We start from the raw sequence: 26,616 nt of genomic DNA on the forward strand, positions 1-26,616 counted from the left end.
TATATATCCATAGGGATAGTGTTTATGCGTTTCATATTTTTGCGCAAAAAATATGAAAAAATCGTATAACCATCTGATAGGGATTATATTAGGTAAGCTAGTATGGTTTGGAGGTATTGGTGTTATTGTTAGTATGGTATTAGCCCTTACTAATAAAGTACCTGATACAGTAGAGTGGTTTTTATTAGTCGTATTGCCCTTCTTTATTATTGGTGCGATATACTATGTGTTTAAGTATTGTAATAGTATTGACTTTGAAGGAGATCATCTTATTATCACAACTGTCAAAGGTGAGAAGATGCTATATTCTGTGAGAGATATTCAAGATATAGGAGTGTTAGAACATAGAAATTCGGGGGTATTGATTGGGTATAGTTTAGTACTGACTTTGGGTGGACAGCGCAATAAGGTATGGAACTTAGCAGGGTATAGTGAGAAGACGCTGAAAGAGATTATAGGTCATTTACCTGATGAGATAGCTGTATAAGTGATGATAACATAAATAATTAAAAAAGCCCATAGTCTAGTAAGAGTATGGGCTTTTTTGTGATATTTAATTTTTGTACTAATCATACTTATCACATCGTCTAAACACTACGAATTGTTTGATGCCTATAAATGTGCTTTCTACAGGGAATGTACTGATATAGTCCGCTAATATATCTAATCCTTCATCCCAAGGTTCGTTATCTAAGAGGCAGTCACCTATTATTTCTCCTGACTGTTGTTTTGATATATACATTTTTAGCCAATGGAACTTCTGATCTCTAGATAACATAGACTCAAGTTTAGAAACTAATAATAAATATAATTCATCACCACTCAGCTCTCTGTTAAAAGAACCTTGAACACGTAAGTCACTTAATGCGGGATGCCATAGTACTTCATCACTAATGAAATCATATTCTGGTGAATGGGTATCTGTAAGGCTCTCTGCGATGGGTTTAAAGGTAGAGGTGATATAGTTCTCTACTACAGATGCTATTCTATCTTGTACCGTTTCGCCTATCCCAGCGATGCTTTCCATAATACCATCAGGAAAATGAGTAGGATGTGCAGTATTAATCATGAGGTGCATTAGTTCTTTTGCATAATCAGGATTTCGGATGATTCTGAATTCCAATAGTAATTGGTCATTAACGATGATAATCTGAGTAGCTTTATCTACTTGGATTGTATAGTTTAATTTAGTGATTTGGTCGACTAACTCATGTAGTAATATCTCTTCTTCAGTGTGGGGTTGGTCGTGACTTTCTGTTTTCTTCTTCTGGAAATTAAATAGTTTCATAGCTGTGATTTATTGTAAAGATAAGTGTTAATAGTGTATTTATTTTATGTTGATATATTTTTGAATTTTTGTCTATAACTGAACACTTATTTTAATAATAAATTCAAAATATCTATCTTGCGGTAACAAAAACAACAATACATGAAGAAAGTTATATTATCAGCCTTTATCCTATGTGGTAGCTTATTACAAGTAGTAGCTCAGAATCCACAGGCGTACAAGAATGGAGTGATTGTATCAGCACACCCAGAGGCAAGTAGAGTAGGAGTAGATATCCTAAAAAAAGGAGGTAATGCAGTAGATGCTGCTGTAGCAGTAGAGCTAGCATTAGCTGTGGTATATCCAAATGCTGGTAATATCGGAGGTGGAGGATTTATGGTGTATCGCGGTAAGGATGGTAAGATAGACGCACTAGACTATAGAGAAAAAGCTCCTATGCAAGCAAGAGAAAATATGTATTGGGGAGGAGATGGAGAAGCGATAACAGAATTGAGTATGAGAGGAGCCTTAGCAACAGGGGTACCAGGTACAATAGCAGGTATGGTACAAGCTCATGCTAAGTACGGTTCTCTACAATGGGAAGAATTGGTACAGCCAGCTATAGACTTAGCAGAGAAAGGATTTAGTATTACAGAAAAACAAGCAGGTGAGTTCACTAAACAACACGATAACTTCGTGAAATTTAGTACACAAAGTACAGCTATTACTGAAAAAGAACAGTGGTCAAAAGGAGATGTGTTTATTCAAAAAGATTTAGCTGAAACACTGAAACGTGTACAAAAAGAAGGACATAAAGGGTTCTACGAAGGGAAAACGGCTGAGTTAATCGTAGGAGAGATGAAGAGAGGTAATGGAATGATAACTCTTGAAGATTTAAAACGCTATGAAGCAAAATGGAGAACGCCTATAGTAGGAGAGTATAAAGGATTAAAAGTAATCTCTATGCCACCTCCGAGTAGTGGAGGTATTGCCTTAATCTCTTTGTTCCAATCCATAGAGAAATACCCTTTAGCAAAGTGGGGATTCCAATCTGAAAAAACAGTACAAGTAATGGTAGAAGCAGAACGCCGTGTATATGCAGATAGAGCTGAGCACTTAGGAGACCCTGATTTCTATAAAGTGCCTGTAAATCAGTTAGTAAATAAAGAATACAATCTAGGGCGTATGGAGTCTATGTCTTTTGACAAAGCAACGAAGAGTACTGATGTTAAAGCAGGAGAGTTAGGCGGGTATGAGAGCGATGAGACAACGCACTACTGTGTAGTCGATAAATGGGGAAATGCTGTGTCTGCAACGACTACATTAAATGATTCTTATGGTTCTAAAACGATAGTAGGAGGAGCGGGATTCTTGTTGAATAATGAGATGGATGATTTCTCTGTGAAACCTGGTACACCTAATATGTACGGATTAGTGGGAGGAAAAGCGAATGCGATAGAACCAGAAAAGCGAATGTTAAGCTCAATGTCTCCAACAATTTTAGAGAAAAACGGTAAATTGTACATGGTAGTAGGTACACCAGGTGGATCGACAATTATCACTTCTGTGTTTCAAACGATTCTAAATGTAACTGAATTTGGGATGAATATGCAAGAGGCAGTATCTGCTCCTCGTTTTCACCACCAGTGGCTTCCTGATCATATCGATTATGAACCAACAGCAATTACGGCTGGAGTGCGAAAAGCGCTTACTGATAAAGGTTATATCCTAAAAGAACGCAAACCTTATGGACGCGTAGAGGGAATCTTAGTCAATAAAAATGGTACTTACCAAGCAGGAGCAGATACTCGTGGAGATGATATCGCTATAGGATACTAGTTGAATTAGGAATGTTTTTTAACGCTCTGTCCTAGACAACGAACTATATCACATAATATATACAAAAGGTTATCTTTCATTAGATAGCCTTTTGTATTTTAGGTTTAAGATATATGTGGTTAATTTGAATTTCAATAAAAAGAAGGAAAAGAAATGATAAACTTGATGTTAGAAAAGTATAAGAAGATGGTGAAGGAGTTAGTCTCTGAACCTATCTACTTGAAGAAATATGAATACTTAGGAAAAGAAAGAAATCATGAGAATGCAATAGATAGACATCGAGTATTAGTAGGTTTCTTGCATTCAGAAGAATTGAGAGAGGAGCAGTTGTTAGTTAAATTGTTTGAAGCAGAGATAGCGAGTAGGCGAGAAGATGATTTTCAGGGATTCACAGAGGCATTAGATCTAGCAGCGTATCTAGTTAGTTTATATCAACGTTCTGATTATATCTCCTTATTTATCCAGGCGAAGAATGCCAACTTTGATACGTATTGCGGCTTTGATAGAGAGTATTTGCTACACAATGGAGTGAAGAATACATTTGAATGGATATCCCATCAAGAGGTAAGTTGGAAAGAAGATTTTTATGACTTAATTGGAGATAGTCTAGCAGAATGTGATTGGGATGAAGAAGACATTGTAGAGTGGAAGGAAAGAAAACAAAGATATTATAGCCTTTGTCCTGAAGAGATGTCTACAGAAGGCATTGTTTATTATGCATTGGATTTAGAAGAAGATGAAATTGCCAAAGCGTGTATTCAATCTTGGGAAGAGAATATCACTGTATGGAATAAGGAAAGATGGGAGGATTATGTGTCTTTCTATAAGTGTATAGGAAATATAGATAAAGTGATAGTAGGAAGAGAAGCGCTATGGGAATATGTAGAGGATGATGCTTGGGGTAAAGCAAGTTTCTTAAGTAAATTGATAGAAGATTATCTAAGCATTAAGGAGTATGTCAAAGCATGGTTAAAGTTAAAAGAAGGAATATTATACTTAGAAGAAGTAGAGGAGTGTTATGAAATAAATTTAGGAAGGTACTATGTTATATATGCTTGTAATTTACTGATAGGAATTTCGAATAAAGAAGATATGATGTTCAAAGATATATATCCTTGGATAAAAAACAACTTTAAATAAAATAAAGGTTTACCCTTATCTTTTAGAAAAAGCTATACAGGTTTTTGTACTAAGTGGAGATAAAGAGTTAGAGAATAAGTACATTCTAGAATTAGAATTATTGCAAAAAGAATAATATAAGTGTGTTAAAGTATTTGGTATTTAGTTAATTAAGTTTTTGTTTTTAAAGAAGAAGTTTAAAAAATCACTATATTTAAGAGACTTTTTAAACTTCAGGCTTATGAATACCACATTAACTAATAAGACCGCTGCTATATATCCTTTTGTAGATGAGAAAGGAATGTATGGATATTGTAATCAAGATAAACAAATTGTTATCAGTCAACAGTATGCTAGTGGAGGATTATTCACTAAGTCAGGTTATGCTGTAGTACGTGATAAGCAAGGGATGTACGGTGTGATAGACCTAGAGAATAAAGAGGTACTGAAGTGTCGATATGATCGAATAGAGTTATATGAGGTAGGGTGTTTTACAGTAGCTAATATTGTGCAGTCGTATACTGTCCACAGTCGCTTCTGGCAATGGAAGTTCTTGCCTAACTTTAATATCATGAGTACTAGCTCTTCCTTTAAACCGTTATGGGGGACAGAGGTCATAAGAGAGAAAGTAACTGTATTAGCATTAGATACAAGACAGGTACTAGATACAAAGACGATTACTAAAGATAGACTTACTAGAAGTGGTACTTCTATCAGGATAAAACAGATTGGTAGTAAATTAATTCAGGTAGGAGATGATCTGTATTTTGCAAAAAAGGATAGATTAAAACGAATAGTCAAAAAAGTAGTTAGTACTTATGACAATGGATTGCGATGGGTGAGAAAAGTGAATGATGATGAGGTAAGAGTGTATAATCTGAAAGGTAAAAGAGTGAAGTCCTATGAAGTAATTCCTCAACCTATTTTTCCAATTACTTATAAAGGGAAGGAATACAAGGTATCTATGCAGACAGCTAAGTCTCACTTAATAGCTAAACCAACTATCTGTAGAGATACGATAGGGAATGGAAGGTATTATGTCAACTATGAATTTGATATGTATATTCCTGTTCATCTAAAGGTAATTGATATTAAAAGTGAACGCAGTATACAAGATATTTGGAAGAATGTATTGAATATTTATCCCGTAGTCTCTAAGCATTTCTTTATAGTGGAAGTAGCTCCTATTAGTGCGGAAAGTAGAGTAAACGAATTCTATATCTTGACAAAGCACGGAGTACTTAAAGATTGTTTAGATAAGCCAAGTGATTACTCAATTACCTCTTATTACAATGAGGTACTTTGGCCTGCAAAAGAATTATTAATAGATCAGAAAGATATCCCTCAGGGGTTCTTACTAGAGAAGATTAGAACGATAAGCAGTATAAAAGAACCTCTTTATTTTGTGTCGATTAAAAAGGATCAAGTAAGTAGAGTAGGAGTGTGGAATGTAGATCTTCAGGAGTGGCTGTTATCACCTGTATTTTTTTCTTTGCGCTTAATGGATAATATCAGGTTTTGTGTATTTCAGTTAGAAGAAAATGGCTTGTATGGGATATTAGATATCACTACTAGAACTGTGGTGTACGAACCTATATTTACCTATGTAAAAGATGGAGCAGAGTACTTAGCTGAAGTAGAGTTAGAAAGAGAGAAGGGAGAAGTGAAGAACGTATACAATTGTTTTTATATAAACCTAGGGAATGGAGAGGAGTTTCATCCTGGAAAAAATATATTAGAGTTTACATCCCGAAAGGTATAAAGAAAAAACCTCTATAGATTAGATTCTATAGGGGTTTTTTCTATGTGATTTATTGTTTTACTATTTTATGCCTTTTTTTCTTGAGTAATTGTAATCGTGTAGTGCGCAAACTATCGCGAGTTTGTTTTCTTAGGTACTCATGATGTAAGAACCAACCACCAATACCTCCTATAATACTTCCAATCACAATATCGATAAAACGAGCTTGGATCAAGATATTAGGTGTGCTGATAATAGGATTACCCGCCTCTGCAAGAAGCACTGTAAGAGCTGTAATAAAGATAACAGCTACTGCATAGTTACGAGAAATAAACATTTCTATAATAAACTGAAGTACCATTATACAAATACATAAATATAAAGGTGCTGTAGAGACTGAGATAAGTGCCCAACAAAGTCCTAATCCAATAAAGGTACCTGCGATACGCTGTAGTGCACGTTGCCATACGTGGTATAAAGAAATCCCTTGCATAATGGCGGCACAAGAAATAGGGATCCAATATGGATTGTCAAATTTCAATAGATGACCTATTAATAAAGAAATACACATGAAGGCGCCTACTATAATAGATTTGATAAGGTAATCAAATTGGTCTTTGACTGGGACAGGACGTACTAGGCGTATAGTTGTTTTACTGTTGTATTTTTTGCCTACTATAACACTGTATATTAAGGCTAGAGTACAAGCAAACATGGTTCCCATGACTACATATCCTAGACGTGTAGGGATAGTTGCTAACTTAAATGGCATATTACTAGACATAGAAGCTACCATAATAAAAAAGAAGCTACCAGGGGGGCGAGTATTGAAATATAGGTTGACCCAATGAACTGCAGTAACGAATATACCAAAGGCTATAGCAGAAGCAATAAAGTTAAAGCTAAACGATATGCCTACTGCAAAGGATAACATAAAACCAAAGGAACATACCAGCATGGTGATCATGCGCTGAGCAGTAGGAATATTAGAAGGGAGGTATAAGATAACTAATCCTGCTAGACAGGCTAAAAGTCCTGCTTGAAGATTGTCAAAATACCATCCTGTTAATAAGGGAAGTCCTGTAGCGAGCATTGCCATCAAAGGGATATGCCACAGTCGTTCGCTGTGTTTTAATTTAAATAGTGTTTTGCTCTCTTGTTGTAACAAGTTGACAAAAAAGTTATTCTTCATTTTCGTTGATTCTAAAAATTCTCTCAGTAGAGATTAGTGCTGTGGAAATGCTTTACCTTATCGGGTAAGTATAAGAGATAAGATATTCTTTAGTATTGGTAAGCATTTGAACAATACAAAGGTAAGGAATTTGAATCAAAGAGGTAAAAGATGGGATGAGTTTGATTTATATCGTGATTATTACATATTATTATAGTCTTATTTACTCATTTTTTTATTGAAGTAAAGAATATAAGTATAAATGTATATATTTAAATGAAAAAAGTGAATATGGGAGAAGTTAACTATGTAATCGATGGTTTAAAGAAAGTAGATACTAGTGTTACTAAAACAACATTTAGTAAATTTTCTAGTTGGATTAAATTTAAAGTAGGATATAGAGGAGTAAATGGACAGTTTACACTAACGTATTCTCAATTCATGTTTAGTTTTAATAGAGCAGGAGGTGCTGTAGAGTATAGGGTACTACCATTAAAACAAGTAATCTCTTATTCTATCACAGAGATAGATAGTCAAAAATCGCAATTGGTATTATGGTTGCGAACAGGAGAGCGTATTCAATTAAACTTTACAGGAGAGGATCTAAAAGAAATCATTAAAACCTTTTCTTCTATATACAATAATATGAGTATATAAAGTAAAAATCCCTACAAAATCTTTGTAGGGATTTTTTAAAGACTTAAGAAAGTTGTTGTTTAAAACTATTAATTTTCTCTGTTAATTGAGAAGCTAATTCAGGTGTATTAATTGATCCATTACTAAAATTATCTTGAAAACTAGGTAATGAAAACTGACATTTAATATTCCCTCCAAAGTAAGGAAATATGCTTGAAGCATTATCCATGACAGATTGTCCTCCACGAGGTCCAGGTGATGTAGATAATAACATCATTGGTTTGTTTTGAAAGAAGTTTTTCTCCACTCTAGACCCCCAATCAAATATGTTTTTAAAAGCAGTACTAAACGTACCGTTGTGTTCTGCTAATCCTATAATAATAGCATCAGCATTTAGAATCGCTTGATTAAAATCTAATGCTTGCTGAGGTACACCTTGGTTATTTCTATCTTGAGAATAAATAGGCATCTCATAGTCATTGATATCTAGAATATTAATGTTATGTCCTTCAAATTGAGTAGTTACACTTTTTACTAATTCTAAGTTTATAGAAGTACTGCTATTGGTAGCAGCAAAAGCTAATATATTCATTGTTGTTTTATTTTTCTGTTTCGATGAGACAAAGGTATATGTAGAAACAAAGAAGCACACTTAATCTAGAATAAGTTTTTCAGAAATAGGGCTTGTATGTTTTACTCCTAGTTGCAGTGAATTACAATAAAAAGGAGAAGCATTAGTGGGTAGATACAGAGTTATATATCGAAAAAAGACATGCATAAAGAATTTTTCTAAAGAGAATAGCATTGTGATCCTTCAGTTTCCTGAATATATGTATGAAGAGAACCAGGAATTTGTAATTTCTATCATATAAAGGAAGTAAGGAAAGAGGAGAACATTTTTTCCTATAAGTCTTATCAATCTGTTTAGCATCTTATTTTCAACAAAGTATATAAAATACTTTTTGAAGTGAGAATGAATCCTAATTTTTCAATTGAAGGGCGATAAATATGATTTTTGAGAAAAAAACTATAAGAATAAAATATTTTTGTTATAGAATTTTTAATTCTAATCAAGGCCTTGTTTAATGTGTATATATAATAATTACAGTTTTATAGGTTTTTTATATTGATAAAAAGTTGTAATTAATGTGTTTAATTTATCATTTATGTTGAATATACTATATGGGTATAAGAATTTTTAATAATATGTTTAAGTGTTGAGTGTTTATAAATTTTACCACTGTTGTTTTTTATTTTGTTTTTGTTAATATTTACTTTGTTTCGTTGTTTTTTATATAAAAAATAAATTTGCATAGTGTAATGTATATAAAATTGTGTTAATATTTGTATTTTTGATAGAATATTTAGATTGTAATTAATAAAAAACACAATATAATGAAAACACCACATTTGCTAATTTTAATAATATTCACACTTGGAGTAGGAGCGTATGGTCAAACTGGTATTGGAACTCAAATTCCAAGTAGTTCTTCTGAGTTAGAGATTAAGTCTAAAGATAAAGGAGTTCTAATTCCACGTCTTGAATTAAAAAATACTAAAGATAAGTCTACTATTGTTGGAACAGAGTATCCTGAAAGTTTGATGATTTATCATACGGGAACTAAAGCTATGTTAGCGGGATACTATTTTTGGGCTGAGAATCATTGGAATGCCTTAGTTTCTAATACTACTTTACAGCACTATATCAAAGAAATTGCGGATCCGAATAGTGTTACGGTTACATATGATGAAGGAGACTATATTTTTACATGGATTAATAAGGATACTAATATTAAAGAAACAATGAAACTTAGTGATGTTATTAAGACGTTTGAGTCTTTGACATCATTATCTACGGTGTATGATGAAGGAGAGGCTGTATTAGTATATAAACCTGAGCGAGGTATTGAAAATAACGTGAAGCTGACAGAGCTTTTAAAAGGAAGTACTGTGTTTACGGAATATATAGAGAGTTTTGTTCCGTCTGCTGTGAAAGAAACAGTTACGAATGTAACTCGTTATAATAAAGAAGGAGTAGAAGAGAATATTGCAAATGTACCTAATGCAGGTATGATTTATTATAAATATATAAATGAGAGTTCTATTCCAGAATATATTACCGTATCTCAGGATGTGAGTAACGATTTTAAGACTATTGTTAATCAAGCTGAAAATACAGAGCATATAAAAAATATTGCAAAAACAGTAAAAGGGAATGATAATTTTTATTCGACTGTTAAAGAGGAGATTATAGGGAAATGGGATGAAAAAGATGTGATGCGATATATAGTGAAGTTAAATAAAGCTACTTCTTTTACCTCTGTTGAGTTACCAAAAGTAATTTCAGGCCTAGTAGTAGATGCTAAATTGATTAATGAGAGTAGTAATTCGATGACAAGAGGAGTGATTAGCAAACAAGTCAGTGGGACAAAGACAGTTTTGGCTATTGGTACTGCGGGGACTATTATTCAGAATAACCCAGCTGGTAACTATTATGTAATTGTTGAATATATAAAGGAGTAAAAGGGATTTTATCTTTTTTATTTTAATTGTTTAAACTACAGGATATGTATAGATATTTATATAAGATTTTAGCCCTTTTATTTTTAGGATTGACGAGTATGCCTTTATTTGCTCAAAGAGAATATCCTGGAGGAGTAGGGAATGTACAGCTTTGGTTAAAACCAGATAATAGAGTTAAAATGTATTCTTCTACTGAAGTTGATGAATGGGCAAATGCACCTGTAACTACTGATAGTCATTTGAATATGACTTTTAGTGCTGTAAGTCAGGCAGGAAAGCAAAGGCCTACTTTATTAAAGGGAAGTTACAAAATGAATTTTAATAATGCATTGGTGTTTAATGGTAGCCAATTTTTAGCTACACCTCTTGGTATTAGTGGATTTGTTGATGGACTGACTGTTTTTGGTGTATATATTGCGGAAAAAGGAAAGAATGAGAAAAGGATGTACTATATGGGATTTGGTAGTACTGATCCTTCATCTAAATCTACAAGAAGACCTTCTATTGGATTCAGTCCAAAAGAAACGGGGGGACGTGTACGTCTTACTAGTGCTAGAGATGGACATGGTGGATATGAGATTAATACAACAGCTCTACAGACTACTTATGTGCCAGAAGGAGCAACTAATTATGTGACTTTCAGGTTCAGTGGAACAGAATATTCATTAGATAGTAAAGGAAATAAATTAACAGGAGCAGCTAAGGGGGCTTTAAAACCAGATGAAGGAGTTATTATTGGAGGAGCGAGTTTGACTTCAGGGTTCTTTATGGGACAAATAGGAGAAATTATTGTTTACAATCGAAAGTTAAATGGAGCTGAGACAAGTAAAATTGAGAGTTATTTAGCAACTAAATATGGTATTACATTAGATAATGCAGCTTATATGTCATCTTATGGAAGTGTTTTCTGGCCATGGGGGCGAACAGGTTTAGGGTATCATAATAATGTAGCAGGTATTTTTAGAGATGATGCTAATACGAGTATTTCTGTATCTCGTTCTACTGCTTCAGGGGCAGCTTTGACAGTAAATACTATAGGAACAGAGTTTGAAGTTGGACTTGGGGTAATTCAAGAGGAACCATTAAATAGAGATAATGCTGCAATCTACTGGGGAACTAATATTGGCCAAGGATATACTTCTACTAAAGTAAATGATCATGGGTGTGGATATAGTGAGATATTAGATGATAAATTTTGGTTATTTAGGAAGACTAATTTAGGAAGTACTATAGTAGAAGTGAGAGCAGGTGGAGAAGATTTTCCTTATAGTGGTCAAGGGTATGATGTGAAAATGTTGGTAGCTAAAACAGAAGCTGATGCTAGAAATCAAAATTGGTTAGCTGTTATTCCTGGACAATACATAGGAGGGGAGCTTGATGAGCATTTGTTCAGATTGCCAATTAATAGAGACGAATTATATATAACTTTTGGAGCAGATGCAGCCGTGGCACAATGTAATGCTTGTACTACAAACGAAACAGGATTGTTTAATTTTAGTTCTCGCCAATGGACTGCTGGATTAAAAAGTATGTCAAATTTAACAGTGTCGAATGGATTGAGATTTGATGTTACTTATAAGACCTATAGTAATGGTAAGGAAACCCCTTCTATGCAAGCGTCAAAATATCCAAGAGTGTCTAATGGAACTCTTTTAGAGTCTAAATTTAGAGGGGTAAGAGGAAGTGATGATAACTATTCGATTACAAATATTACATTTAAGGATGGGGCTACTTTTGCTAAATTTAAAATTTATGGAATAGATAAAACTAGTACAAGTACCGATATGGTAGAGGTAATAGGGTATTGTGGTAATACGACTTATAGAGGTGTGATTTCGAGTAGTTCTAATAGTAGTAAAAAGACTTTCTCTGTTGGTGGAGGTATTGTCACAGGATTAAAACGGTCTAGTATTTCGAATAAAAATGGGGCAGCAGTTGTTACTTTTCCGCATGAGGTGACAAGAATAGAAATAAAGCATAAAATTCATTATAGAACTAAGTCAAGAGGATATCAAGGAATTGCAATTGGAGATTTTGAGTTAAATTGTCCAAGACCTGCATCTCCTAATCCAGATGGGATAGAGTTTACATTACAAGCACCAGCAAAGGTAGTTTCATGTAGTGGTTTTGAGTATACATTTAAAGTGTGGAATTATTCATGTGAACCCCGTTATGTTAAGATTGAGGATGAATTACCTGAAGGAATGTTTTGGGTTGATGGAGGGTTGATGTCTACAGAAGGTGCTTTTAATGATGCAATTTTCAATAATTATGAAGGAACCAGAAAACTAGAGATAGATAAGGTTAAATTAGACCCTATGACTTTTACTACAATTACAGCAAGGGTACGTTTTAAAGACGATGCAGTAGCAAAAGTCTACGAAAATAGAGGACAATTGACATATACAAGTCTTAATGAGAATAAGGTACTGACTATAGAGAGTTGTGATTACAATAATTTTACATCGTGTACATCTACTAAAGTTGAAATGATTTATCAGCCTAGAGTATTATCTCCTGAAATAAGTATTGAGCCTGTTTTGAATAAATGTTATAAAGAAAATGGCATTATTACAATTAAGGCTAAAGTAAAAAACCCAAATCCAACTGTTACATTTGCTGATTTGAGAATTATGTTTATGTATCATGAAGACTTTAGGTTTAATAAATTCCAATCTAATCTGGGACAAGGAATGATAGAAAGTGAAGAAGGAATGCACATTGTCGAAGGCTTAAATATTAATGGAGGAAGCACCTTAGAATTAACATATGAGTTACAGGCATTAGATTTCTTAGCAATAATAGAAGCCGCAACAGGAAATAAATACACTAAACCTAGTGAAGTCCCTGATGCAGATATTGCTCAAGTGGTTGATTTTGGAGCAAGTATAGAGTTAATAGGAAATTCTGAGGATGTATGTATTAATTCGAGCTTGGATGATGCGTATACTGTATTAGATCCAACAATTCCATTCTGTGGAGGTAGTTTAATTTGTTATTATCCAGGAGTAGAAGGTAGTATAGTAAAGAAAAATGCTGATTTTGTTATCATGACTAGTTTAGATCGTAGTAATGGAGAGCTTTTAGCAGAAGATGGTATAAATGCAATTCTTTATTTAGAATCTAAATCTAAAGGATTTGTTCTTACTCGATTAACTGATACACAGATTAAGGCGTTTTCAAACCCTATAGCAGGGATGATGGTTTATGATACAACTAATAAGTGTATGAAGTTGTACAATGGTAAAATATGGGCTTGTATAGTGCAATCATGCCCTGACAATTAAAAACAAGAAGAAAATGAAAAATAAGATTTTTTTTAGTTATATTTTGTTTTGTGTGGGTATTATCCCTTTATCTGCATGGAGCCAACAAGTAAATATTGGGAGTAAAGATTATTTTTTATCTCCAAGCTCTATACTAGAGTTTCCTGATGATGATACCCGAGGTATAGTTTTACCTAAGATTAATAGCGCTCTTGCGACTAGTGCAGCGGAAGGAACATTAATTTACGATGTGATAGATAAAAAAATTAAGTACTCTAATGGTATAAATCAATGGGTAGATTTATCGATTAATACAGGTGAGGTAAATATAATAGCACAAGATAAATTAACTGAAATAGCAAGTGCTAATATTTTAATAGGAAATGACCCTTCTGTGGCCATAGATGGAGTTCTTGTATTAGATAGCCCAAGTAAAGCATTGGTTTTACCTAGAGTAGAAAGCCCACATTTAAACATAGTTTCTCCACCAACAGGTACGATAGTTTATGATACAAAATCAAATATGATGTGTGTTTTTAATGGTAAAGAGTGGGCTTTTTGGGCAGCAGAGTAATCTGTCAGTGAAAGATAGTATTGTTTAAATTCTGATTATTTTGATTGACGAGACACGAAAGTGTGATTTTTTATAACACAATTTTGAGAAGAGTTACCTTGTGATGAGGTGACTCTTCTTTTTTATGTAAGTTTTAAAATTATAAAAGTATATAAGAAGGGGGGATTATGCTAAATAAGAAGAAGTGAAAAAGTAAATAATACTATTTGTTTGCGAGAGGTGTTTTATTGTAAAAGAATGAAAACTACAGTTTTTTGATCTGCTAAAAAATATTTTTTTTAGATGTATTTATTGTTTTATTGTAAAATGTTGATTTTAATTATTAATTTTTTTGGTATTTTTTTAACTATTTATAAGTTTTTTTTATTAAAAAAATAATTTTTATTGATTGTTTTTCATTTTTTCTATGTATTAATTTTTATTTATATAAAAATATATATTTGTTATTGTTTTTTATGTTTTTTGTTTGTAATTGTTTGTAATTTTATACAAAACAATTAACATTTAACTATAAAAAATACAATAAAATGAAAAAGCCGCATTTTCTTATTATGATAATTTTTACACTAGTTAGTAGTGTGTATGGTCAGACTGGAATAGGAACCCATTTGCCCAATAACTCATCTGAATTAGAAATTTATTCTAATAATAAAGGAGTTTTGATCCCGCGTATTGAATTAAAAAACAGTACAGATAAGTTGACAATAGTAGGAACAGACTATCCAGATAGTCTAATAGTATATCATACAGGTACTAAAGATATGTTGGCAGGTTTTTATTTCTGGAGTGGAGATAAATGGAATACTCTTGTTTCTAATACAACTTTGAATCACTACATAAAGGAGATAGCTGATCCGAATAGTGTGAAAATTATTGAGGATAAAGGTGATTATATCTTTACCTGGATTAATAAAGATACCAATGAAGAAGAAACAATGAAACTTAGTGAGGTTATTAGGAAATTTGAGACCTTAACTACTTTGACTCCTGAAGAGATAACAATGTATGTTTATTTAGAACAAAATCCTGTTACTGGTGAAATGATGGAGGTGCATGTAGATAAAGAAAAAGAAATAGATCCTAATGCTCCTGTTGTACCTTCTTTATTAAGAACCTATAAAGCAAAGAAGTTTGTATATAAAAACGAACAGGAAGATCTTGTAGATATTAAAGGGAGTGATTTGTTTGGTGGTATTGGAAGTGACGGAAGTCCTTCTGGAATAGAAACAGTTACATCATTAAAGCTAGAAGATGATTATAATAGTAAGGGGAAAGCATTAGTGTATAGTGATGAAAATAAGGATATCACAACTATTTATGTAGCTGATATTTTTACTAATTCAGAAACGTTAACTTCATTAAAAGCTGATATTAATACGAAGCAATTAATCTATACAGATGAATTAAAGAGCCCTACTTTTATTTCGTTTAATCAGATCGCTCAAGAACCTTGGTACGTTGTTAATACAACAGAACAGGCTACTAAAAATAACCAAGATATCTACATCAATGGTTGGGTAGGAATTGGGTATTCTGAAAAGTCTGATTCAGCTAAAGTACCTAATGAAAAATTGAGAATAAATGGTAGTATAACTGCTACGAATAGCTATTATGCAGACTATGTATTTGATAATTATTTTGAAGGATATTCTAATTTAAAATACGATTATAAGTTCTATGATTTAACTAGTGTAGATAGATTTATTAGAACGAATAGACATCTACCAGGTATAACTCCTATTGCAGATTTAGAGAAAACAGATCTAGGCTACTCATTTAATGTGTCTGAATTATCTATTCAGCTATTAGAAAAGACAGAAGAACTCTTTTTACATGTTATTGATCAACAAAAAGAGCTGAATAAAAAAGGATATCGCATTGAGAAGTTAGAAACTGAAATGAATGAAATGGCTAAACGCTTGCAAGCGTTAGAAGCATTATTAGTAAAATAGTAATCATTAAAAATAATATTGATGGAAATTAAAAAACTACATATCGATTCGTTTTATTCGGTTCTTTTGATTATGATTCTATTTCTTGTAAATGCTTCATTGTCTTTTGGACAAAATGATATGACGAAGTTAAAAGATGGTTCTGTTGCAGGTGTGACAAATGCTACTGCTGCTCCATATTCTATCTTAGAATTAGAAAGTGTTACGAAAGGTTTTCTATTGCCTAGAATGACCACCGTTGAAAGGGATAAAATTAATATTGACGATAAAGTAAGAGGAAATGGACTTGTTATTTATAATACAGATAATGATTGTATCAACTATTGGAGTACAACAGCAAATAAATGGCTTAGTGTATGTGGAACATTGCCTCCTGCAAAATTAACTTTAGACTGTTCTAAGGTTTATTTAAATTCGAGTGGAGCTAAAGAATTAAAACAAGGCCAAAGTTTAAGAGATACAGATGTTTTATACATTACAATTAATGTGGTAGAAACAGGATCATATAATATTAGTGCAGTAACAACAAATGGGTATTCTTTTAGTAAATCAGGAATATTCGAAACAAAAGGAGTTTATTCAATTGCATTAGAAGGATTTGGAACCCCATTAGAACCAAATGAAACACCAGGAGATCTAGTTACTTTTATGATAAATGGTAAGAAAGATACGACTTGTACTTCTATACGTATTAAAGTGAAATCATCTGAGTTAGATTTTAGACTTGTAGAACCTCAAACAGTTGATGTTGCTTGGTCAGCTTATAAAGGAGTTGCTTTAAATGCAAATGATAATAAAATTAAAGTTCTTGTTGATGTGACAACGGTAGGGTTCTGGAGAGTACAAAGTACAGAGACTCTAAATGGTATTAGTTTTAGCGGGTCAGGAGAGTTTACACAAGAAGGGAGAGCGGAGATATATCTATATGCGCAAGGAGTTCCAATAAATGTTGTAAATAGTACTTTTAAGTTTATTACGAATTCAAAGAATAATAAAACATCTAACGTTACAGCTGAAGTAAAAGTAGTTCCTACTAGTTTTGAATTAGTATGTAATACTAATGAAATACAAATGAGAGGAGAATATAAAGAAGATACTTTTTTAACTAAGAGTAACTCTATATTACTTCCTTTAAAAGTATTAGCGCCTGGTATAGTTGATATAGAATTAAATGGAATAATAAAAGGAACAACAGATACTCCTGTGAAATTTGTTGCACCAAGTACAACTTTGACTTTTAATGGATCTGATAATGTACAGTATGTGACCTTATATCCAGAGATGCAAAATGGACAATATGTGAAGATTCCTGTAAAAGCAAAAACTATTGAGTTTACTACTATAACACCTAATTCAGGGGGAGCTTTCTGTTCTTCTTTTCCAGTTATAAATGTAGTGGAACGTTCTAAGAATTATACATTTGATTGTTCTAGTGCTTTTGCTTTTTCAAATGGATCTACTAGTAGAAATAACAATTTTTTGGTAAATACTCCTTTACAAGCAGGTAAACATGGTATTGAAGTAAGTGTAAATGTAGGGTATGCAGAGAATTATACAATTAAAACAAATACTGTTAATGGTGTTTATTTTACAAAAACAGGTGTTTTTACTGATTCGGATAGAATGAAAGGAAAAGCAACAGTGACTTTAGATCCAGTTGGAATATTTACTACAGGAGGACTGACAGTGTTTAATCTTATAGCAGAAGGATTAGATTCTAATTCGTCTCTGTGCTCTGTAGTTGCACAAGTAAAAGCACACGATATAGTAGTATTGTCTTTAGGTGGAACAAATTACGGTGCCAATAGTAGTACTGTTTATGCTGGAGGAGCAATTCTTAAGAGTAGTACTAATTTTGGCCCAATGGGAACAGTAAAAGTGAATTCGGTGAGAGTATTAAGTACTAATGCTCAAGGAGCTGATTTGGATAGATTCATTGCTTCCAATAATGTGGATATTATTATCAATGTAATAGGATATAATTTTACCAGAACAGAAACACAAGATGTATTAGTTGCATTTGTACGTGATAAGAAAGGAGTATTAATCATTGGAGATGAGAGTACACCTAGAACATATACTAAGAATGTTATAGAAAGGTTAGCTGGTTTAACAGTAGGAGGTAGTAGTATTAGTGTGTCTAATAATTATACTATGCTGAATCCTGTGTTGTCTTCTGCAAATAACGAATCGATTATAAAAGGGCCTTTTGGAGATTTATCTGGTAAGGTGATGGGGAATGATGCACATAATGGATGGTATTACTCTAATTTGCCAAATAGTTATGTTCCTTTAGTTTCAAAACAAGGAGATGTTAATTCTATTTGGGCTATGAAACATCGTGATTTAGGGTTTGTGTTTGTTGGAGATGGCGGATGGTTTATAGGGAAGAAAGATTATAAGAATCTATCTATATTCCCTTCTAATTTTGATAGTCAAGGTGTTCCTAAACCAAAGAATTATGCAGATAATGGTGTTGTTTATAATGCTGTTTTATATGCTAATACATTGGCTTGGGCCATTGATTATGTTATTGAACATAAAAAGTAATCCTTGTTAATAAAAATTATAAACTAGGGAAGAATAGATTCCCTAGTTTTTATCAAAAAAATGAAGTTTATGATACAACATATAAGTTTAAATAAAAGCATCAGAACTGTACTGTTGATTCTCCTTTTCTATGTGTTAGGCCCAACTCAGATAAGTGTAGCACAGGTATTGACAGAAAAAGGTACCCAAATATCAGATGATTCTTCTTCTGATGCGTTAAATCCATTGAATTTTAGCCTTTTAGAATTAAATTCTAAAGAAAAAGGTTTTTTATTGCCTCGTATGTCTACAACAGAACGTATGCGGATTCCTAGTCATGAATTACTAGGCGGAATGGTTATTTATAATACAACAATAGAGTGTGTTGAATTTTATAACACAAGTCGTCAACAATGGATGAATGTCTGTGGGGATGTTGGTCCTGCAACATTTATTATACCTGATGATAAGTGTAGAGCAATAAAGATTACAGGAGACTATATTGAAGGTGTGTTTTTAGATTCTAGAAAAAATGTTATTACAGTCGATGTTAGTGTTAGTATACCAGGATCTTATGAAATTCAGGCTATTGCTTATGATAATACGGGGAAGGAGAATGGTTATAGCTTTTTAGCTAGTGGTATTTTTCCTCAAAAAGGCGATTATACTTTAGTTTTAAAAGGAAATGGAACTCCTGTAAAAGGATATGAACGTACTAATGGGGTTTCTGGTGGAAAGGATACAATTAAGTTCTTTCTGAATAAGAAACTAGCAACCTGCACACTTAGTAATGAAGTAGAGAAAAGAGCGTTGACTTATGATATAATTAAAGTAGAGCAGATTGGTAACTTTTATACGGGAGTAGATTTAAATGACGTTAAAACTACGGGGAAAATGCGTGTTACTATTAATAATATTTCTCAAGGTGGAGTTGTAACAATTACCACCCCTACTGTTAACGGGATTTACTTTAAGAAAACAAGAACATTGACATCTCAAGAAGTTAGTAGTAAAACGGCTATTATTGAATTGGATGGTTATGGTACTCCTACGTGGCCTATGCAAACTGATTTGGATTTTATTAGTAATTCTTATGTAAAAGTAGAACAAGGTGAAACACCAAGTGTATATCCATATTTTGCAGTAATTTCGAAGGTTGAGGTTATTATTGATTGTACTAAAGTGACCTCTGTTGGAGAGTTTTTAAAGAATGAACCATTAACTACTTCTCATAAAATTATGGTACCTGTTAAGGTTATCGCCACAGGGAGAGGAAAAGTAAGAGGTGTAATTGAAATTAGTTCAACTCAGACACAAAAGATAGAGTTTGAATCTGATATAGTTGACTTTAAGTTTAATGTTGCTACGAATGATATTCAGATGGTAGAGATGAGACCGATTGTTAATACAGGAAAACCTACGGTAGGCGGGACTACTTTACCTATGGTTATACAAATGTCTTCTCAAGGTATAAAAGAATATAATCCAACTGCAAGTAATGAGAATATTGTTAGTGCTAGTTGTGTATATAACTTACCTGTCAAATCTAAAGAAGCAGTGTTGAAAATTTATTGTTTTCCGGGCAATCAACAAGTATTCGGTAAGTATAGAGCTGGTACACCACTTAATGCCTCAAATTATGTTACTATAATAATGGAGGTTGTGGAACCTGGCGAATATCATATTGTGACGAATACTGTTGATGGTATTTACTTTGAAGCAAAAGGAGTTTTTACAAAGAAGGAGATTTTTATAGATGATACAGCTTTTGTATTATATGGAAAAGGAACACCAACAAATAATGATAAGAAGACTATGATACTTAATATGCCAACAAGTGTAGGAGCTTCTACTTGTAGTTTTGATGTAACATTAGCATTGTCTTCAAAGAAAATGTTGACTTACTCGAATAAAACTAGTTATGGTTACGGTTTTGATAGAGGACATTCTAAGGCTTTTATAGATAGTCCAAATAATTTTGGATCTTTACCTACTAGCACAGTAGCTATGGAGGGAAGTATTACAGTGATCGTTAATAATGATTCGACGATTAATAATGTTGCCTCTGAAATAAATACTTCTAACCCAGCTTTAATCAGTATAGGTTATAATACAAGAATGAATGAGACTGCAGCCATAGCAATAGCAAACTATGTTAGGTCAGGAGGGGCTCTTTTAGCAGTAACAGATGCAAATGATAATGCAAGTACTTATTATTTATTGAATGCTGTATTAGGCACAACTAATATTAGTGCTGTAAATATAGGTACTCGTTCAGGAACTATTTGTTCTATTCTTAATGTTGATGATCCAGTTTTAAATGGACCATTTGGGGATATTCGCAATAAAAAATTAGGAGATGATGCTACAACAGGTATAGCTATAGAACCAAACTCTTTAGGAAGAGCAATAAATGATATAGAAGTACTGTCTAGAGATTCGAATGGTAATATTTTTGCATTTAGGCACAAAGAACTTAATTTTGTGTGGGCAGGAGATGGTGGTTTTAACTCACAGAGTGGAACTAGCGGAGCTATGAGAAGTGATAATATTTGTCCTTTTTTAGTAGATAGTAATAATAGACCTATAGGTAAGTCAGGATACGGAAGAACCCCTTCTTTAACGAATCAGACAGTTTATAATTCACAATTTACAGCGAATGCTTTAGCTTGGCTGTTTAGTGTTACAACAAAATAACTTTTATTTACTTTATATAGCTTATCACTACGTTATCAGTGAAAAGTTTTTAATATAGAAATATTAGTTCAGTAGTAAATGTATAAAAAAACCCTCCAGCTGGAGGGTTTTTATTCTATTTCAATTACTTCTTCGTAAAACCAGAGTACTTTAATAAAGCATCTATTGTAGGGTTTTTACCTCTAAAGTCTTTGTATAATTTGTCTAATGGAACAGAGTTTCCTTTAGATAAAATCTTATCTCTAAAGATTTGACCATTCTCACGAGTCATACCGCCGTTTTGTTCTAACCAATCATAAGCGTCGAAGTCTAACATTTCTGACCACTTGTACGAATAGTATCCAGCAGCATATCCACCTCCGAAGATGTGGCTAAAGTAAGTACTGCGGTATCTAGGAGGAACAGTAGGTAAGTCTAAACCATATTTAGCTAAAGCTTCTTTTTCAAAAGCGAGTACATCAGTGATATTCTTATCAGTAGACACAGTATGCCATTCCATATCTAATAGAGAAGCACCTAATAGCTCAGTCATGCTATATCCTTTATTGAATGTTCCTGCATTCTTCATTTTTTGAACTAAAGCATCAGGGATTACCTCTCCTGTTTTATAGTGTTTAGCATAATTCTTTAATACAGAAGGTTCGAATGCGAAGTGCTCGTGGAATTGTGAAGGGAACTCTACGAAGTCACGTGATACACTAGTACCTGATAGAGTAGGGTAAGTTTGATTAGCAAAGAATCCGTGTAATGCATGCCCGAACTCGTGGAACATCGTGATTACATTATCTTGAGATAATAGAGTAGGTTGACCTTTCGCTGGTTTTGGGAAGTTACCTACATTGTAGATTACAGGAAGTCTGTTTAATAATTTAGACTGACCTACGATATTACTCATCCATGCACCACCACGTTTAGAATCTCTTTGGTAGTAATCTGTGTAGAATAACCCTACCTGACTACCATCTTCATTGAAGATTTCGTATACTTTTACATCTTCTTGCCATACAGGGATGTCTTTGCGTTCTTTAAAGCTTAGACCATATAATTGCGTAGCCATGTAGAATACTCCATTCTCTAATACACTATTCATCTCAAAATAAGGTTTAAGCTCATTTTGGTTTAATGCATACTTTTCTTCTCTGATTTTTTCAGCGTAGTAGTTCCAGTCAGCAGCCGTTAGTGTGAATGGATCTGCTTCTTTATTAATTAATGCTTGGATATCAGCCGCTTCTTCTTTAGCTGCTCCTACTGCATAAGGACTTAGGTCTTTCAGTATTTTAGTAGCATTAGTAGCATTCTGTGCCATAGAACCTTGTAGACTCCATTCTGCATAGTTAGCGAATCCCATTAACTTAGCTTTCTCAGCACGTTTTTTCACTAGAGATAGGATAGATGCTTTGGTATCATTGTCATCTCCTTTTTCAGCTCTTACCCATGCCTGATCGAATAGTTTCTTTCTAGCTTCTTTATTGGTAAGTTTATCTAGATCTGGTTGTTGTGTAGTATTGTTTAATGCGATTACATAGCTACCATCTTCTTGTTTGATGGCATTAAGCTCGTCATCAGATAATCCTGCTAATTCTTCTTTAGTGAATTTAACTCCACCTTGTTTAGTCGCTGCTAATAATTTATCCCCAAACTGATTGTTTAAAGTAGCAATGTCTTGGTTTAGTTGTTTTAATTTCTCTTTATCTTCAGGAGATAAATTAGCACCTGATTTCTCGAAGTTTTCATAATATACATTCAGTAGTCTATTCTGTTCTTCATTTAGATTCAGAGAAGCTTGATTGTCGTGAAGTTTTTTAATGCGTTGGAACAAGCCATCATTTAAGTATATAGCATCTCTATGACCAGCAAATTTTGGTGCCAATTCTGAGTTAATTGCCTTAAGTTCATCATTAGTATGAGCTCCTGTTAATAACCCAAATACAGAACTTACTCTATCTAGTAATTCACTAGAACGCTCTAGTGCTTCTAAAGTGTTTTCGAAAGTTGGTTCTTCTGTATTCGCTACTATTTTGTCGATAGCTTCCATCTGACGACGCATTCCTTCTAATAATGCAGGTTTGAAATCTTTGTCTTTAATTTTGTCAAAGTCTGCTGTATAGTATGGCAATGTGCTTTCGTTAAAGAAAGCGTTACTTTCATTCCAATCTCCTGATGAAGCAGCTTCGTTCTTTACTTTGTCACAAGAAATAGACAAAATAGATGCCCCTGCAACTACACCTAGTACGGTCTTTTTGATTTTCATAAATATTAAGGTTACTGTTAGATTTGTCCAAATATAAAGATTTATGTGTGATTCAACGAAATCTGTCCTATACATTATACCTTATTATGAATGAATAAAATAGGGATAACCGTATGGTAATTCATCTGTATTGCCTTGTTTCTAAATGAAGTGATATAGGTCTGAGGGAGTTTTGAGAGAGATATTTTATAGAGTATTTAAGGTATATTTATACTTCTTTTTTAGATAGATTATTTATTTTGGTTGTATTTTTATATTCACAATAAGAGTTTTTTTAGAACACAATCATATATTTGAACTTCTAAAGAATGTAATTTTAACCACATTGGTATTGATGAAGGATGTAAGTAGTATAGTATATACTTTACTATTTTGTAGTTCGTTGTTTGCTCAGAGTCCTCAATTGAGAAATGAGATAAAGAGCCAACAGGATGAACAGAAGAACAAAGAGATTATACAGCAGTTTAGCAGAGAGGTAATGTCAGATAAAGAAGCTGTCTTACGGTTTCAGCAACAATATAGTGTTCCTACTAAGGGAGTTTATAAGGATGGACGTATTTATCAGTTGAGAACTGTAGATAATGAAGGAATTCCTATTTATTACGCTACTCAGAATGCGTTATCACGTAGCCTGACAGGTGTAGATAATATTTCGAAAGGAGGTAGACAGAGAGTTAATCTTCAAGGTAGAAATATGATTATAGGGCTATGGGATGGTAAGCCTGCCTTTGAGCAGCATCAAGAGTTTAAGAGTGGTGCTTCGAGCCGTGTGATTTTAAAAGATCCAGATATCAATATTGCGAAGCTTAATGGCGAAGACTTAGAACGTGCAGAACTTGGAAAAAATCATGCGACTCATGTAGCTGGTACCTTAATAGCAAGTGGTGCTTATGCTCCAGCTAAGGGATTAGCTCCTGAAGCTAGCGTATGGAGTTATGATTGGGATAATGATATAGTAGAGATGGCTTCAGCAGCCCAATCGGGTTTATTGATATCTAATCATTCTTATGGGATAGCAGCATTAGATGATTATGATAATCCACTAGTTCCTCCTACTTATTTTGGATATTATAACAAGGATGCTTATCAGTTGGATAAACTTACTTATACATATCCGTATTATCAACCAGTAATTTCTGCAGGTAATGATAGGGAGTATTATGATAAAATTAATCCTACTATGAATGGTAATGATTTATTATTAGGTAATACGAATGCAAAGAATGCTGTTGTAGTAGCCGCGGTAGGCGTAGATAGCTCAGATCGTTTAAGCGTGGCTAAGTTTAGTAGTTATGGTCCTACAGGCGATTTTAGAATTAAACCTGATATCGCTGCACCAGGAGTGAAGATTATATCTTCAGCGTACGAGTTGCCGAGATATCATAATGCTAATCCTTCAGTAGGTGTATATAAAGAGATGAGCGGTACTTCTATGGCATCGCCAGTTGTATCAGCTATTTTGACTCTTTGGCAGCAAGGGTATGTACAGCTACATGATTTTCCGATGCGTTCTGCTACGTTACGAGGGCTGATGACTCATACAGCAGAGTACTTAGAAGAAAAGTACCCAACGAATAAAATAGGATGGGGAATGATTAATGCAGAAAGGGGAATAGAATTCATAAAGAATGTAAATGATGACAGTGCAGTCCTAAAAGAAAGTGTTTTGTTTAATAAAAAAGATTTTCGATACAAGTTTAAATTAGATAATCCTTCGGAGAGATTGTTAGTCACATTAAGTTGGACAGATAGGGAAGCGTTGTTTGATTCGAATGAATTAAAAGGAAGCTTTAAGAATAATAAATTGATCAACGATTTAGATATTAGGTTATACAAGGATGGTGAAGAATATTTTCCTTGGTATTTAAATAAAAACAGGAGTAACCTCAATGCACTAAAAGGAGATAATGATGTCGACAATCTGGAGAGAATAGAAATTGTAAATCCTGAAGCAGGAGAATATGAAGTGGTAGTGAGCCATAAAGGCGAATTGTCGTATGGTAGACAGGACTTTAGTTTACTAATCAGTAATGGAGATTTAGAAGGAATAGAAAAGATATCAACTATTGAAGGTGTAGAGCCTGAAGATATAGTGATTTGGCCAAATCCAGTTCAAGATATCGCAAATGTCGAAGTTACAAAGGATAAAGTATTTACTATTTCAGAAGTAGAGGTTTTTGATTTAAGTAATCGTTTAGTAAAACGATTTAATTTTACAGCGACTAATCGTGCAGTGATTGACATGAGAAAATTGGAGCGAGGAGTATATCTATTGAATATAAATGTAGGAGGAGAACGTGTTAGAGCAAAAATATTAAAGAAATAAAAAACATTTTTATATTCATATACAGCCCTGGACTATATAGTCTAGGGCTTTTTTATTGTCACTATAAGTTAATCCCCTTCAAGAGCGCGACAAGACCTCTTCAATATTGCTTCAAGAAAGAGGTGCTCAGGTAGAGTAATCTTGGAGAAATGTTGAAGCAGTGTTGAAGAAGTAGGTATAAAGGCTTGCTACTACTGGGATTAGGGAGTATTTAGGTTTTAGAAATATAATACTGGTAATATACTTTACTTATTGATATACAGTTGCTTGTGAGGATAATTGCTCAATATGAGAATAAAAAAAGTGTGTTAGTTTTTCTTCAAAACAAGGATATAGCTACTTTATAATGAACTTTTCTTCAAAAAACACACACCTATATAAGTAGATCAACTACAAAAAAGTAGATAAAACACCTCTATATAGGATAAAGTAACATCTATAAATAGATAGAAAGGGTATAAGAAGGTATATTCTCAATTATTATATATATATAATAGAGTACAATATTAAGTACTGCTCTTTACGTATATATAGTATAGAGATGTCTCAAGACTATAGCTATTAAAAAAAGACAAAAAAACTTTCTCTCGTAAAAGGTGATATAATAGAGAGTTATGAAATAGTTTTCAAAAACCTTTAAAAAAAGGCAAAGATAAGTTTGGAAGTAAGGGAAAAGATACTACTTTTGCATCCGCATTAGAGAAGTGATAACGACTCTAGAGGCA

Annotated in this window: 16 protein-coding genes; 12 read left to right on the forward strand and 4 right to left on the reverse strand. The window is 33.2% G+C overall.

From position 1 onward, the window contains the following. The first annotated feature begins 52 nt into the window (after positions 1 to 52). Entirely contained in the window at positions 53 to 487 is a 435-nt protein-coding gene (locus RT228_RS08250) for a hypothetical protein (protein WP_006256722.1), read from the forward strand. Between the two features lie 78 nt (positions 488 to 565). On the opposite strand, the gene RT228_RS08255 is transcribed toward RT228_RS08250, so the two are convergent. Next, the gene (locus RT228_RS08255; RefSeq protein WP_006256721.1) at positions 566 to 1,288 is read right to left on the reverse strand and encodes a DUF6348 family protein; all 723 of its coding nucleotides are present in this window, start codon (positions 1,286 to 1,288) and stop codon (positions 566 to 568) included. 141 nt (positions 1,289 to 1,429) lie between these two features. Here RT228_RS08255 and ggt point away from each other — a divergent pair, with 141 nt between their 5' ends. The 3 genes from ggt to RT228_RS08270 all read left to right on the forward strand — a co-directional run bounded on the left by ggt (position 1,430) and on the right by RT228_RS08270 (position 5,987). Beyond that, positions 1,430 to 3,106 (forward strand): gamma-glutamyltransferase, encoded by a 1,677-nt coding sequence (gene ggt, locus RT228_RS08260; protein WP_006256720.1) that lies wholly within the window; start codon positions 1,430 to 1,432, stop codon positions 3,104 to 3,106. A gap of 153 nt (positions 3,107 to 3,259) precedes the next feature. Then, on the forward strand, positions 3,260 to 4,246 hold the full coding sequence (locus RT228_RS08265; RefSeq protein WP_006260843.1) for a hypothetical protein: 987 nt from the start codon (positions 3,260 to 3,262) through the stop codon (positions 4,244 to 4,246). Between the two features lie 220 nt (positions 4,247 to 4,466). Next, complete coding sequence (locus tag RT228_RS08270; RefSeq protein ID WP_006256718.1) at positions 4,467 to 5,987, forward strand: WG repeat-containing protein; 1,521 nt, start codon at positions 4,467 to 4,469, stop codon at positions 5,985 to 5,987. A gap of 49 nt (positions 5,988 to 6,036) precedes the next feature. On the opposite strand, the gene RT228_RS08275 is transcribed toward RT228_RS08270, so the two are convergent. Next, entirely contained in the window at positions 6,037 to 7,158 is a 1,122-nt protein-coding gene (locus tag RT228_RS08275; protein ID WP_006256717.1) for an FUSC family protein, read from the reverse strand. A 255-nt stretch (positions 7,159 to 7,413) separates the two neighbouring features. Between RT228_RS08275 and RT228_RS08280 the strand changes: the two genes are divergently transcribed. Next, complete coding sequence (locus RT228_RS08280; RefSeq protein ID WP_230456712.1) at positions 7,414 to 7,794, forward strand: hypothetical protein; 381 nt, start codon at positions 7,414 to 7,416, stop codon at positions 7,792 to 7,794. Positions 7,795 to 7,837: 43 nt separating this feature from the next. On the opposite strand, the gene RT228_RS08285 is transcribed toward RT228_RS08280, so the two are convergent. Then, entirely contained in the window at positions 7,838 to 8,365 is a 528-nt protein-coding gene (locus RT228_RS08285) for an NADPH-dependent FMN reductase (RefSeq protein WP_006256715.1), read from the reverse strand. Positions 8,366 to 9,168: 803 nt separating this feature from the next. On the opposite strand from RT228_RS08285, the gene RT228_RS08290 reads away from it, so the two are divergent. From RT228_RS08290 to RT228_RS08315, 6 genes are all read left to right on the forward strand, one after another. Further along, positions 9,169 to 10,296, forward strand: coding sequence for a hypothetical protein (locus RT228_RS08290; RefSeq protein ID WP_006256713.1), 1,128 nt, complete (start codon positions 9,169 to 9,171; stop codon positions 10,294 to 10,296). A 44-nt stretch (positions 10,297 to 10,340) separates the two neighbouring features. Then, entirely contained in the window at positions 10,341 to 13,583 is a 3,243-nt protein-coding gene (locus tag RT228_RS08295) for a hypothetical protein (RefSeq protein ID WP_006256712.1), read from the forward strand. 13 nt (positions 13,584 to 13,596) lie between these two features. Next, positions 13,597 to 14,136 (forward strand): hypothetical protein, encoded by a 540-nt coding sequence (locus tag RT228_RS08300; RefSeq protein WP_006256711.1) that lies wholly within the window; start codon positions 13,597 to 13,599, stop codon positions 14,134 to 14,136. A gap of 527 nt (positions 14,137 to 14,663) precedes the next feature. Then, positions 14,664 to 16,088 carry a hypothetical protein gene (locus RT228_RS08305; protein WP_006256710.1) on the forward strand — a complete coding sequence of 475 codons (1,425 nt, stop codon included), beginning with the start codon at positions 14,664 to 14,666 and terminating at the stop codon, positions 16,086 to 16,088. Between the two features lie 21 nt (positions 16,089 to 16,109). Then, positions 16,110 to 18,638, forward strand: coding sequence for a hypothetical protein (locus tag RT228_RS08310; protein ID WP_006256709.1), 2,529 nt, complete (start codon positions 16,110 to 16,112; stop codon positions 18,636 to 18,638). A gap of 69 nt (positions 18,639 to 18,707) precedes the next feature. Next, on the forward strand, positions 18,708 to 21,314 hold the full coding sequence (locus tag RT228_RS08315) for a hypothetical protein (protein ID WP_006256708.1): 2,607 nt from the start codon (positions 18,708 to 18,710) through the stop codon (positions 21,312 to 21,314). Positions 21,315 to 21,438: 124 nt separating this feature from the next. Here RT228_RS08315 and RT228_RS08320 read toward each other — a convergent pair whose 3' ends face one another. Beyond that, positions 21,439 to 23,565: a M3 family metallopeptidase gene (locus RT228_RS08320; RefSeq protein WP_006260844.1), complete on the reverse strand. Its 2,127-nt coding sequence runs from the start codon at positions 23,563 to 23,565 to the stop codon at positions 21,439 to 21,441. Between the two features lie 334 nt (positions 23,566 to 23,899). On the opposite strand from RT228_RS08320, the gene RT228_RS08325 reads away from it, so the two are divergent. Then, positions 23,900 to 25,891 carry a S8 family serine peptidase gene (locus tag RT228_RS08325; protein WP_006256706.1) on the forward strand — a complete coding sequence of 664 codons (1,992 nt, stop codon included), beginning with the start codon at positions 23,900 to 23,902 and terminating at the stop codon, positions 25,889 to 25,891. Positions 25,892 to 26,616: the final 725 nt, after the last annotated feature.

Origin of the sequence: Myroides sp. (assembly GCF_032073645.1) — a bacterium.
Classification (GTDB): Bacteria; Bacteroidota; Bacteroidia; order Flavobacteriales; family Flavobacteriaceae; genus Flavobacterium; species Flavobacterium odoratimimum.

Excerpts from the sequence above, each read along its gene's own strand:
- RT228_RS08250 (WP_006256722.1), top strand. The coding sequence starts at position 53 with ATGAAAAAATCGTATAACCATCTGATAGGGATTATATTAGGTAAGCTA.
- RT228_RS08255 (WP_006256721.1), bottom strand. The coding sequence starts at position 1,288 with ATGAAACTATTTAATTTCCAGAAGAAGAAAACAGAAAGTCACGACCAA.
- ggt (WP_006256720.1), top strand. The coding sequence starts at position 1,430 with ATGAAGAAAGTTATATTATCAGCCTTTATCCTATGTGGTAGCTTATTA.
- RT228_RS08265 (WP_006260843.1), top strand. The coding sequence starts at position 3,260 with ATGATAAACTTGATGTTAGAAAAGTATAAGAAGATGGTGAAGGAGTTA.
- RT228_RS08270 (WP_006256718.1), top strand. The coding sequence starts at position 4,467 with ATGAATACCACATTAACTAATAAGACCGCTGCTATATATCCTTTTGTA.
- RT228_RS08275 (WP_006256717.1), bottom strand. The coding sequence starts at position 7,158 with ATGAAGAATAACTTTTTTGTCAACTTGTTACAACAAGAGAGCAAAACA.
- RT228_RS08280 (WP_230456712.1), top strand. The coding sequence starts at position 7,414 with ATGAAAAAAGTGAATATGGGAGAAGTTAACTATGTAATCGATGGTTTA.
- RT228_RS08285 (WP_006256715.1), bottom strand. The coding sequence starts at position 8,365 with ATGAATATATTAGCTTTTGCTGCTACCAATAGCAGTACTTCTATAAAC.
- RT228_RS08290 (WP_006256713.1), top strand. The coding sequence starts at position 9,169 with ATGAAAACACCACATTTGCTAATTTTAATAATATTCACACTTGGAGTA.
- RT228_RS08295 (WP_006256712.1), top strand. The coding sequence starts at position 10,341 with ATGTATAGATATTTATATAAGATTTTAGCCCTTTTATTTTTAGGATTG.
- RT228_RS08300 (WP_006256711.1), top strand. The coding sequence starts at position 13,597 with ATGAAAAATAAGATTTTTTTTAGTTATATTTTGTTTTGTGTGGGTATT.
- RT228_RS08305 (WP_006256710.1), top strand. The coding sequence starts at position 14,664 with ATGAAAAAGCCGCATTTTCTTATTATGATAATTTTTACACTAGTTAGT.
- RT228_RS08310 (WP_006256709.1), top strand. The coding sequence starts at position 16,110 with ATGGAAATTAAAAAACTACATATCGATTCGTTTTATTCGGTTCTTTTG.
- RT228_RS08315 (WP_006256708.1), top strand. The coding sequence starts at position 18,708 with ATGATACAACATATAAGTTTAAATAAAAGCATCAGAACTGTACTGTTG.
- RT228_RS08320 (WP_006260844.1), bottom strand. The coding sequence starts at position 23,565 with ATGAAAATCAAAAAGACCGTACTAGGTGTAGTTGCAGGGGCATCTATT.
- RT228_RS08325 (WP_006256706.1), top strand. The coding sequence starts at position 23,900 with ATGAAGGATGTAAGTAGTATAGTATATACTTTACTATTTTGTAGTTCG.